Genomic DNA, 11012 nt, shown 5'->3' with positions numbered 1-11012 from the left:
CTCATTCTAAACCGGACAGCCGTGGGCTTGTCCCGGCCATCCACGTCGTCCGGCGCACTTGGAACGACGTGGATGCCCGGGACAAGCCCGGGCATGACGGATTAACTAACTGGCACACTAGCCCGGTGCACTGCCCATTCTCGTCAAATCCGCGCTCATCTGCGGGCAAGCATCGTTGTGCAATTTGGTCCTCACCCCTGAGGAGCGTCGCGCAAGCCGTACGTGTCGAAGGATGAGGTCCAAAGAACCTAAGCACCGTTACCGCGTGCCGTAGGCGCGGTCGCCGGCGTCGCCGAGGCCGGGGACGATGAAGGCGTCGTCGTCGAGGCCGTCGTCGATGGCGGCGGTCCACAATGCGACGTCGGGATGCAGGCCGCGGACGCGCTCGACGCCTTCCGGCGCGGCGATCATGCAGACCATGCGAATGTCCTTGGCGCCGCGTTCCTTGAGGCGGTCGACGGCGGCGACCGCGCTGTTGCCGGTCGCCAGCACCGGCGTGACCACGACGGCGAGCCGCTCGTGCAGGTCGGACGGCGCCTTGAAGAAATACTCGACGGCCGTGAAGGTCTGCGGCTCGCGGTAGAGGCCGATATGGGCGACGCGCGCGGTCGGCACCAGGTCGAGCATGCCGTCGACGAAGGTGACGCCGGCGCGCAGCACCGGCACGAACACCAGCTTCTTGCCGGCGATCTTGGCCGACTGCATCCGCGCCAGCGGCGTCTCGATCTCGACCTCGGCCAGCGGCAGATCGCGCGTAACCTCGTAGCACAGCAGCATGCCGATCTCCTTCAGCAGCTCGCGGAACGACTTGGTCGAGATCGACTTGTCGCGGATCAGGGTCAGCTTGTGCTGCACCAGCGGATGATCGACGACCGTGACGCCTTCCATGGCTTTCATCTCCGAAGCGTAGGGGCGGGGCAAAGGCGCGAAGCGCCGTGCCCACCTGATCTTAGCTCAGCTTGGAATGGTGGGCACGCTGCGCTTTGCCCACCCTACGCGCAACTGATCAGTGTCGTCATTGCGAGGAGCGAAGCGACGAAGCAATCCAGACTGCCATTTTCGGCCCTGGATTGCTTCCGCCGTCGCCCTTCGGGCTATGGCGAACAAGCCGCTGCGCTCGCAATGATGGAGTCCGTTAGCACGCGAGCCTACCTCAATCCCCTTAAAACACCGTACCGTCGCTGATGATGGTCAGCGGCGGGGAGCCATCCGGACGGCGTTCGAAGGCGAGCCTGCGGCCGGCGGCCCAGGTGCCGCCTTCGAGGATGCGCGCCAGAGGCAACTGCTCGGCGGTCTGCCCGGTGCGCTTTCGGATCAGCGCGGCGAGCCGGTCGAGCAGGGCGACGGTGAGCGCGCGCCATTCCACCACGAGCGGGGAATCAACGGCATGCGCCCGGCCGGCATCGGCGGGATCGCGCAAGCTCAGCACGCCGCCGTCGATGAACAGGCCGCCATTGCGGTATTCGGCAAGGCCCGTGAGGCCGTCGATGTCGTCGACCACCAGACCGGCGCGCTGCAGCGGTTCGATCAGCGAATAGCTCAGCCATTGCGACAGCTTGTGCAGCGGCACGAGACCGGTGGTCGCATCGTCGGTGACGACGGAGGCATGCCGCCAGCAATCGCCGAGTGCGGTGCCTTGCAGCGTCAGGCGCGATGGCCAGATCGGGCCGAGCTGTAGCAGCACCTGCTGCAGGATATCAGCGGCCTGGATGCGGGCGCCGGTGGCACCAGCGGCGAGCTGATCGAACAGGCCGCCGGGACGCGGGCGATCCCTGCTGCCGAAGATTTCTGGCCGCGCAGCCGCGACCTCGCCGAGCCTTCGCAGCAGCGCGACGCGGCCCTCGAGCCCGACCAGCGGATTGTCAGGGCCGGCCTGGAAGCCGCGCTCGAGATCGGCGACGGTAAGCTGCTGCAGCCTGGCGGCATCGGCCCGCAACGGATCGCGCGCGTCAGCCGAAAACGCGCCGCTCGCAAACATGTCGAGGCTGGCCAGCGCCAGCCCCTCGGAGCGGCCGATCTTCGCACCGCTTACGGCATCCTGATAGCGCCAGGCCGCGCCGGCGCCGGCATCGAGCAGGACGCTGGTGATGGCGAGATCGAACTCGGTGCGCGCCCGCGCCGCCGCATCCGGCCACGTCCCCTTGCCGGCGATCTCAGCCCAGCGGTCGACGCCAGCGACCACGAAATGCCGCCAGCGCGAATGGAACGGCACGACGCCGTCCGGATAGGCCTTGCTGGTCACATCGCGCACGAGGTTGGCGATCGCGTCGAGCTTGTCGAGTTCGACGCGGAAATGCGGCAGCCTGCCATCGAGGCCAAGCGCCAGCAGCTGATGCGCCCGCTCGCGCACGGCGCGGGCGGACAGGAGATTGGAAATGTCGGTCATGATCTGCCGTGGCGCTCAGTACTTCTCGAGCGGGCGGCCGACGGTGTCGCCGAGCTCTTGCGGCTTCTGCGGCTCCAGCGAGAAATAGCCGGCAGCCTTCTTCGCGGCCATCTCGACATGGGCGTCGGCCGGGATCAACTCGTCGGGGATCGGCACGCGCTCGACGATGTCGACGCCCTGGCCTGTCAGCGCATCATGCTTCATGTCGCTCATCGAGATGAAACGGTCGATGCGTGTGATGCCGAGCCAATGGATCACGTCGGGCATCAGCTGCTGAAAGCGCGCATCCTGCACGCCGGCGACGCATTCGGTGCGCTCGAAATAGGCCGCCGCGGCGTCGCCGTCCTCCTGGCGCTTGCGCGCATTGTAGACCAGGAACTTCGTCACCTCGCCGAGCGCGCGGCCTTCCTTGCGGTTGTAGACGATGATGCCGAGGCCGCCGTTCTGCCCGGCGGCGACGCATTCCTCGATGCCGTGAATCAGATAGGGGCGGCAGGTGCAGATGTCGGAGCCGAACACGTCGGAGCCGTTGCACTCGTCATGCACGCGACATGTGATCTTCGTCCTGACGTCGCTCAGCTTGGTGACGTCGCCGAACAGATAGACCGTGGTGCCGCCGATCGGCGGCAGGAACACCTGCAGGTCGGGCCGCGTCACCAGCTCCGGATACATGCCGCCGGTCTGCTCGAACAGGCCGCGGCGCAGGTTGGTCTCGCTGGTGCCGAACCGCGCGGCGACGCCGGGCAGGTACCACACCGGGTCGATCGCGATCTTGACGACCGAGACGCTGCCATTGGCATGCACGACATTGCCATCATGGACGAGGCGCTTGGCCGCGAGCGCGGCATGCAGTTCGGGAAGCTCGATCCGCGCCTTGGTGACCGCGATGGTCGGCCGGATGTCGATGCCTTCCGCGATCTCGCCGCCAAAGTTCTCAGCGACCAGATGGCCCCAGGGATCGAGCGCGACGATCTTCGCCGGATCGCGCCATTGGCCGAACGGACCTATGGTGGCGGCGGGATGGGTGTTGGTGAGATCGGGGCGGCGGATCGGGTCGAGCGCGCCGGAGGACACCGCGAGCGCGCGGTACACCGTGTAGGAGCCGCCATGGCTGCCGATCACGTTGCGGTCCTGAGGACGCGACACCGTGCCGATGATCGGTCCGCGCTCGCGCGCGTTCTCGGCGCCCCAGTGGAGCGGGAAATTGTGCTTCGCGCCTGGCACCGGGTGCGAGGTCAGGCGGATGTGATCCGTGCGGTTGGAGCGCGTCATTGGTGAGCCACCCCCAAAACGGCAACGGCCCGCCTTGACGACGGGCCTGAGCAGAACGAGTTCACGTTATCCATGCACCAATATAGCAGTCTTTCCCGGACAAACAAGTGCTTCCCGGTCGGCCGCTATTTGTAAACAAATGGTGTCGGAGGCGGGTGGCGTTGCAGCGCGGCGGCCGGGGCTGGCATGGCGCTTGCCTTTTGGGCGCGGGGCCGCCAGCTTGGCGCGTGCGGATTCCCCGACGGCAAAGGCGGCATGGACCTGATCATTCGCAATGCGGTGCTGGCGCAGCAAGGTGAGCTGCGCCGCGCCGATATCGGAATTTCCGATGGCACCATCGTGGCGATCGCGCCGTCGCTGCCGGCTGACGGTGTGGCGCGGGATGCCGAGAACTGCCTCGTCGTGCCCGGCTTCATCGAGACGCACATCCATCTCGACAAGACCTGCATCCTCGATCGCTGCACGATCCGCGAGGGCACGGTGGCCGAGGCCGTTCGCGAGACCGCGGCGGCGAAGCGCAACTTCACGGCCGAGGATGTCTATGCGAGGGCCAGGCAGACGGTAGAGCGCTGCGTCAGCCACGGCACGATGCGGATGCGCACCCATGTCGAGCTCGATCCCGGCATCGGCTTCATCGGCTTCGAGGCCATCCAGCAGCTCGCGCGCGACTATGCCTGGGCGCTCGATCTCGAGATCTGCGTGTTTCCACAGGAAGGGCTGACGAACTATCCCGGCACCGAGGAGCTCCTGATCGAAGGCCTGCGCCGCGGCGCGCGCACCATCGGCGCCGCGCCCTATTTCGACACCGATCCGCGGGCGCAGATCGACCGGATCTTCGCGATCGCGAGGGATCACGACGTCGACATCGACATGCATCTCGACCTCGCCGAGACGCTCGATCACATGCAGATCGAATATGTCTGCCGCAAGACGGAGGAATATGGCTGGGGCGGCCGCGTTGCGGTCGGCCATGTCACGCAGCTGTCGCTGCTGCCGCCGGAGCGCTTCAACGCGATCGCGACGCAACTCGCCAATGCGGGTGTCGCCGTCACCGTGCTGCCCTCGACCGACCTGCATCTGATGGGCCGTCGCCAGGATCATGCGATCCCACGCGGCGTGGTGCCGCTGGAGCCGCTGCGCGACAAGGGCGTGACCTGCTCGCTGTCGACCAACAATGTGCTCAACCCTTTCACACCCTATGGCGACGGCTCGCTGATCCGCATGGCCAATCTTTACGCCAATGTTTGCCACGTCTCGCGCCCCGACCATCTCGCCGGCTGCCTCGACATGGTGACGCATGAGTCGGCCAAGCTGATGCGGCTCAATGACTATGGCATTGAGGTTGGCGCGCCGGCTGATCTCGTCTGCATCGATGCTGTTGATCCGACCGAGGCGGTCGCAACCCTGGCGCAACCGCTCTGGGGCCTCAAGCGCGGCCGTCCGTCGTTCTCGCGCACGCGGCCCGTGCTGCATCGGCCGGTGTGACAACGGTATGTTTTGTTGCATGACGCGATCATCACATTCGTCATTGCGAGGAGCGCAGCGACGAAGCAATCCAGAGTCCTCGTGTCGCCCTGGATTGCGTCGCTTCGCTCGCAATGACGGATGGAGGTGCGTAGGGTGGGCAAAGGCGCATGCGTCGCTGTTGCGGCATTCGCCGGTGGATTGCGCGCCGTGCCCACCGTTCTGGCGTGCGTGCGCGATCGCGGTGGGCACGCTTCCGCCGTCGTTTGTCCATCTACCGAGCAAGACGTCGCTTTGCCCACCCTACGGACTGATTCCGGAGTTATGAAATCATGCGCGTGATCAATGTGGCCGCCGCCCAGATGGGACCGATCCAGCGGGCCGATGGCCGCGAGGTCGTCGTCGCGCGCATGATCGCGCTGCTGGACGAGGCCAAGCGGAAGGGGGCCGATCTCATCGTCTATCCGGAGCTGGCGCTGACGACGTTCTTTCCGCGCTGGTACATGGAGGATCAGAACGAGGTCGACAACTGGTTCGAACGCACCATGCCCAACGCTGCGGTGCAGCCGCTGTTCGACCGCGCCGCGCAGCATGAAATGGCGATGTATCTCGGCTATGCCGAGCTGACCTCGGACGGTCACCACTACAACACCGCCATTCTCACCGACCGCACCAGCACCATCGTCGGCAAGTACCGCAAGGTGCATCTGCCCGGCCACGAGGAGTTCGAGCCCGCGCGCAGCCATCAGCATCTGGAGAAACGCTATTTCGAGCCGGGCGATCTCGGTTTTCCGGTGTGGCGCAATCTCGGCGGCATCATCGGCATGGCGATCTGCAACGACCGCCGCTGGCCGGAGACCTACCGCGTCATGGGGCTGCAGGACGTCGAGCTGGTGCTGATCGGCTACAACACGCCGTCGGTGAACTCATTGAAGAGCGCCGAGGGTCTTCAGCAGCGGCTGTTCCACAACCGCCTGTCGGCGCAGGCCGGCGCCTATCAGAACTCGTGCTGGGTGGTGGCGGTGGCCAAGGCCGGTGACGAGGACGGCCATCATCTGATCGGCGGCAGCCTGATCGTCAACCCCGACGGTGAGATCGTCGCTGAAGCCCAGACCGAGGGTGACGAGGTGCTCGTGGTGTCGTGCGACATGGATGCGACGCGCTTCGGCAAGGAAACGATCTTCGATTTCGCCAGGCATCGACGCATCGAGCATTACGGGCTGATCACCAGCCGCACGGGAGCAGTACCGCCGGAGTGAGGCGGCTATTTTCCGAGCTGCCGAGGCGTGCACGACACGCTTGTTGGCCACGACCGCAGCAACAACAACGGTGTCGTCCCGGCGAACGCCGGGACCCATACCGCGGAAGCTATCGAGGAACGGAACTGGCAGTTGTCTGCCTCAGGTCGGCCGGTGGTTATGGGTCCCGGCTCAAGGCCGGGACGACAGCGGAGTGTGAGGTGGCCGGTGGGGCAGAGCTGTGCAGGGTGATCGCGAGATCAGCGAGCACCTTCACTCACCCCGCAAACGCCACCGCGCCGAGCGCCATGGTCACCGCAGCCTGGGTCGGATCGATCACCGGAATGCCCAGCGCATCCTCCAGACCCCTCCGATGCCGCGCCATGCCGGCGCAGCCCATGACGATGGCGCCGGCGCCGTCCTCGTCCCTCAGCGCACGGCCGACGGCGATCATCTTTGCCAGTGTGCCTTCGCCGGACGCCGTCTCCGCCACGGTCATGTCGAGCGGCCGCTCGGCGGCCAGGCGGTCCATCAGGCCCATCTGGCGGAGATAGCGGATGTGGCGGCGGATCGAGCGCTGCGCGATCGCGAGCACGCCGAACGTGTCGGCGCGCGTCAGCGCGGTCAGCACGCCGCATTCGGCAATGCCGAGCACCGGCCGCGTCGTCGCCTCGCGGCAGACATGCAGGCCGGGATCGCTGTAGCAGGCGATGACGAACGCACTGGAGGCATTGTCGCCCTCGACGAAGCGGCGCAGCGGCAGGGTGACGCTGTCGGCGTCCTTCTGGCTCTCGACGCCGTAGGGGCCTTCCTTCAAGGTCTCGCAGACGATCTCCGGCCCCTCCGCAAACATCAGTGGTCTCAGCGCCGCAGCCAGCCCGTCGGTGACCACCTGGTTGGAGTTCGGATTGATCACGGTGATGCGCGGGCGGGACATGGGACGGACCTGCTTCTTCGGTGTTGACGGCGCATGACAGGCAACCACTATGCCACGGATGACGCAATGGGGCTGATGATGCCATCATGCGCCCAGCGCGACGGCGCGCCGCAACGACGCGGTGTTCCACATGGCAGAACTGACGAGGAGATCGCGATGACCGAGCCCGCCTATGACCTGATCATCCGGGGAGGGCGCGTCGCCACCACCACCGACACGTTCGAGGCCGATATCGCCATCTCGGGCGAGACCATCGCGGCGATCGGCCGCGGCCTGGGCCCTGCGAAGCGCGAGATCAACGCGCGGGGCAAATACGTGCTGCCCGGCGGCGTCGACAGTCATTGCCATATCGAGCAGCTATCGGCCGCCGGCATCGTCAACGCCGATACGTTCGAGAGCGCCACCACGTCGGCGGCGTTCGGCGGCACCACCAGCGTGATCTCGTTCGCCGCCCAGCATGTCGGGATGCAGCTGCCGCAGGTGGTCGAGGAGTATCACGCGCTGGCGCGCAAGGGCGCGGTCATCGACTACGCGTTCCACATGATCGTCGCCGATCCGACCAAGGAGACCTTGGAGCGCGACCTGCCGGCGCTGATCCGGCAGGGCCACGGCTCGATCAAGATCTTCATGACCTATGACCGGCTCAAGATCGACGACGAGCCGCTGCTCGACATTCTCGTCGCCGCGCGCGAGGGCGGCGCGATGCTGTGCGCGCATGCCGAGAACCACGGCATCATCTCCTGGATGGTGAAGCGGCTGCTGGCGCGCGGCTACACCGCGCCGAAATATCACGCCATCAGCCACGCCCGCTTCTCCGAGGCCGAGGCGTTCAACCGTCTGATCGGCATGGCCGCGCTGGTCGATCAGCCGATCATGATCTTCCACGTCTCGACCGCGGAAGGCGCGAAAGTGATCCGCGATGCGCGCGGGCAGGGGTTGAAGGTGTTTGCGGAAACATGTCCGCAATATCTTTTCATGACGGCCGAAGATCTCGACAAGCCCGGCATCGAGGGCGCTAAATGGATGTGCAGTCCGCCGCCGCGCCGTGCGCCGGACCAGGAGGCGCTGTGGCAGGCGCTGTCGCTCGGCGATCTGCAGACGATCTCGTCCGATCACGCGCCGTATCGCTTCGACGAGACCGGCAAGCTGCGCGCCGGCCCCAACCCGAACTTCAAGCAGATCGCCAACGGCCTGCCGGGCCTGGAGCTGCGGCTGCCGCTGCTGTTCGATGCCATGGTGTCGAAGGGACGGCTTGGCCTCAACAAGTTCGTCGAGCTGACCGCGACGGCGCCGGCCAAGGTCTACAATCTGCACCCGAAGAAGGGCGCGATCGCGATCGGCGCCGATGCCGACATCGCGCTGTGGGATCCGGACAAGCGCGTGACCATTGCTGATGCCGACATGCATGACCTCGCGGGCTACACGCCTTTCGCGGGGCGCAGCGTTCAGGGCTGGCCGGTGACCGTGCTGTCGCGCGGCCGCGTCATCGTCGATGGCGGCAAGCTCTCGGTTCAGCCCGGCTCCGGCCAGTTCCTCGCCCGCAGCGGCGGCGAGGCGGCGAAGCCGACCGGACGCCTGGTGGCGGACATGGACCCGGAGCAGAATTTCGGGGCGACGCTGCTGTGATCAGCCGCGCCGACCACGGTCCGTGGCCTCGTGCTTCGAGATGGGCGCTTCGCGCCCTCCTCAGCATGAGGAGGAAGAGCGAGCCCTGTGGCGCGCAAGCTGGTTCCCCTAATGGTGAGGAGGCTGCGCCAGCAGCCGTCTCGAACCATGAGGCCTCCATCGAGAGGCTAGTCTCATGCATGTCCTGATCTTCGGCGGCGCCGGCTTCGTCGGGCTCAACATCGCGCAGGGGCTGCTCGAGCGCGGCCATGCGGTCACCATCTTCGATGCAGCCCCGCTGCCGAGCGCCGCGCAGCGCGCCTTCGCTGATCATGGCGAGCGGCTGCGCCTGATCACGGGCGACGTCACCGATGCGCGCGTTGTTGCCGCAGCCGTTGCCGGCGGCTGCGATGCCGTGGTGATGGGCGCGGCAATCACCGCGGGACCCGAGCGCGATGCGGCTGATCCTGAGCGCATTCTCGCGGTCAATCTGCTGGCGCAGGTGCCGATCCTGCAGGCGGCGCGCAGCGCTGGCGTCCGTCGCGTGATCAACCTGTCCTCGGCGGCGTCCTATGGCGCGAGTGGCCAGCGCTATGAACTGCTGGAGGAGACGACGCCGTGCGAGCCGGTGTCGCTCTACGCGATCACGAAATTCGCCTCCGAGCGTGTCGCGGCGCGGCTCAGCGATCTGTGGCAGACCGACGTGATCAGCGTCAGACTCTCGGCGGTGTTCGGCCCGTTCGAGCGCGGCGGCGGTGTGCGCGACACGCCATCGCCGCAGGCGCTGATCGCGGCCTGCTGCGCGCGCAATGAATCCGCGCTGCTGAACGAGCCCGGCGACAAGGACTGGGTCTACGCGGTCGACGTGGCCGATGCGGTCTGTCTGCTGCTCGAAGCCGAGACACCGCAGCATACGCTCTACAACATTTCCAACGCAGCCACGTTCACGGCCGTGGCCTGGGGCCATGCCTTTGCGCAAGGCCGCCCCGGCTTCGTCTGCCGGCTGGCGCAGGACGGCGAGACGCCGACGGTGCCGGTTTTCGCGCCGAACCGTGGCCGGCTGTCGACGACGCGGCTTGCCGAGGAATTCGGCTGGCATGCGCGGTTCGACTGCGCAGCGTCTGCCGAGCATTTCGGCCGCTGGTTCGATCAGTATGGGAGAGACTGAGATGAGGCTCGCAGGCAAGGTCGCGATCATCACCGGTGGCGGCTCGGGCATCGGTCGCGCCAGTGCCGTGATGTTTGCGCGCGAAGGTGCGTTCCTTGCGCTGGTCGATCGCGACGCCGCGGGCGCCGAGGAGACGCTGGCGCTCGTGCGCGACGCGGGCGGTGACGGCAGCGTCCATGTCGGCGATGTCGGCGTCGCCGATTTCGCCAAGACCACGATCGAAAACGTCGCCACGGCGCGCGGCCGGCTCGACGTGCTAATGACCGCAGCCGGCTTCTCCTGTGGCGGCACCGTCGTCACCACCGATCCCGCCGACTGGGATGCGGTTTTCAGTGCCAATGTCGGCGGCACCTGGCTGTGGGCCAAACACGCCGTGCCGATCATGCAGCGTCAACAAAACGGTTCGATCATCACCGTGGCGTCGCAGCTCGCGGTCGCCGGCGGCAAGGGCAACAGCGCCTATATCGCGGCCAAGGGCGCGATCATCAGTTTGACGCGCACCATGGCGGTCGACTTCGCCACCGACGGCATCCGCGTCAATGCACTGGCGCCGGGCGCGATCGACACGCCGCTGCTGCGCCGGAGCTTTGCGCGACATGCCGATCCCGAGCCGGTGCGCGAGGCCTCGCGCCAGCGCCACGCCATGAAGCGCTTCGGCGAGGCCGACGAGGTTGCCGCGGCCGCACTGTTCCTCGCCAGCGACGAGGCGTCGTTCACGACCGGCATCGTGCTGCCCGTGGATGGCGGGTGGTTGGCGGCGTAGGAGCGGATTGCAAGGTCGAGATAAGGCGAGTCCTGATTTGCAGTTGAAAGCCGAGCTATCGCTCCGACTGCGGTGGGCTCCCCTCCCCCTTGCGGGGAGGGGTTGGGGGTGGGGGGTCCGCGGGGGTCCGACCGGGTTGATCCCTGACATTTTGGACCGGGCTGATCCCTGACAATATT

9 protein-coding genes are annotated in these 11012 nt (G+C 66.7%); 5 read left to right on the top strand and 4 right to left on the bottom strand.

All coding sequences use genetic code 11. The annotated features are described in order from the left end of the window. Positions 1-258: 258 nt before the first annotated feature. The 3 genes from upp to QQL87_RS37035 all read right to left on the bottom strand — a co-directional run bounded on the left by upp (position 259) and on the right by QQL87_RS37035 (position 3658). On the bottom strand, positions 259-888 hold the full coding sequence (gene upp / locus QQL87_RS37045; protein WP_284424056.1) for a uracil phosphoribosyltransferase: 630 nt from the start codon (positions 886-888) through the stop codon (positions 259-261). 274 nt (positions 889-1162) lie between these two features. Continuing rightward, on the bottom strand, positions 1163-2386 hold the full coding sequence (locus tag QQL87_RS37040) for a URC4/urg3 family protein (protein ID WP_284424057.1): 1224 nt from the start codon (positions 2384-2386) through the stop codon (positions 1163-1165). Between the two features lie 15 nt (positions 2387-2401). Next, positions 2402-3658, bottom strand: coding sequence for a GTP cyclohydrolase II (locus QQL87_RS37035; protein ID WP_284424058.1), 1257 nt, complete (start codon positions 3656-3658; stop codon positions 2402-2404). A 255-nt stretch (positions 3659-3913) separates the two neighbouring features. On the opposite strand from QQL87_RS37035, the gene QQL87_RS37030 reads away from it, so the two are divergent. Both QQL87_RS37030 and QQL87_RS37025 read left to right on the top strand, forming a co-directional pair. After that, complete coding sequence (locus QQL87_RS37030; RefSeq protein ID WP_284424059.1) at positions 3914-5143, top strand: amidohydrolase family protein; 1230 nt, start codon at positions 3914-3916, stop codon at positions 5141-5143. Positions 5144-5454: 311 nt separating this feature from the next. Further along, positions 5455-6381, top strand: a complete 927-nt coding sequence (locus tag QQL87_RS37025; protein WP_284424060.1) for an N-carbamoyl-D-amino-acid hydrolase — start codon at positions 5455-5457, stop codon at positions 6379-6381. 256 nt (positions 6382-6637) lie between these two features. Here QQL87_RS37025 and QQL87_RS37020 read toward each other — a convergent pair whose 3' ends face one another. Then, the gene (locus QQL87_RS37020) at positions 6638-7297 is read right to left on the bottom strand and encodes an aspartate/glutamate racemase family protein (RefSeq protein ID WP_284424061.1); all 660 of its coding nucleotides are present in this window, start codon (positions 7295-7297) and stop codon (positions 6638-6640) included. Positions 7298-7453: 156 nt separating this feature from the next. Between QQL87_RS37020 and hydA the strand changes: the two genes are divergently transcribed. The 3 genes from hydA (at position 7454) to QQL87_RS37005 (ending at position 10833) form a co-directional block, all read left to right on the top strand. After that, positions 7454-8923 carry a dihydropyrimidinase gene (hydA, locus tag QQL87_RS37015; RefSeq protein ID WP_284424062.1) on the top strand — a complete coding sequence of 490 codons (1470 nt, stop codon included), beginning with the start codon at positions 7454-7456 and terminating at the stop codon, positions 8921-8923. Positions 8924-9098: 175 nt separating this feature from the next. Further along, complete coding sequence (locus QQL87_RS37010) at positions 9099-10070, top strand: NAD-dependent epimerase/dehydratase family protein (RefSeq protein ID WP_284424063.1); 972 nt, start codon at positions 9099-9101, stop codon at positions 10068-10070. A 1-nt stretch (position 10071) separates the two neighbouring features. Next, positions 10072-10833 (top strand): SDR family oxidoreductase, encoded by a 762-nt coding sequence (locus QQL87_RS37005; protein WP_284424064.1) that lies wholly within the window; start codon positions 10072-10074, stop codon positions 10831-10833. Positions 10834-11012 lie beyond the last annotated feature (179 nt).

It is taken from the genome of Bradyrhizobium sp. SSBR45G (assembly GCF_030159255.1).
Classification (GTDB): Bacteria; Pseudomonadota; Alphaproteobacteria; order Rhizobiales; family Xanthobacteraceae; genus Bradyrhizobium.
The sequence above is the reverse complement of the archived record's forward strand: the minus strand, read 5'-3'. Positions and strand labels throughout refer to the sequence as shown.

Bases quoted from the DNA above. Each gene is read 5' to 3' on its own strand.
- QQL87_RS37025 (WP_284424060.1), top strand. From the start codon at position 5,455: ATGCGCGTGATCAATGTGGCCGCCGCCCAGATGGGACCGATCCAGCGG.
- upp (WP_284424056.1), bottom strand. From the start codon at position 888: ATGGAAGGCGTCACGGTCGTCGATCATCCGCTGGTGCAGCACAAGCTG.
- QQL87_RS37035 (WP_284424058.1), bottom strand. From the start codon at position 3,658: ATGACGCGCTCCAACCGCACGGATCACATCCGCCTGACCTCGCACCCG.
- QQL87_RS37005 (WP_284424064.1), top strand. From the start codon at position 10,072: ATGAGGCTCGCAGGCAAGGTCGCGATCATCACCGGTGGCGGCTCGGGC.
- QQL87_RS37010 (WP_284424063.1), top strand. From the start codon at position 9,099: ATGCATGTCCTGATCTTCGGCGGCGCCGGCTTCGTCGGGCTCAACATC.
- hydA (WP_284424062.1), top strand. From the start codon at position 7,454: ATGACCGAGCCCGCCTATGACCTGATCATCCGGGGAGGGCGCGTCGCC.
- QQL87_RS37030 (WP_284424059.1), top strand. From the start codon at position 3,914: ATGGACCTGATCATTCGCAATGCGGTGCTGGCGCAGCAAGGTGAGCTG.
- QQL87_RS37020 (WP_284424061.1), bottom strand. From the start codon at position 7,297: ATGTCCCGCCCGCGCATCACCGTGATCAATCCGAACTCCAACCAGGTG.
- QQL87_RS37040 (WP_284424057.1), bottom strand. From the start codon at position 2,386: ATGACCGACATTTCCAATCTCCTGTCCGCCCGCGCCGTGCGCGAGCGG.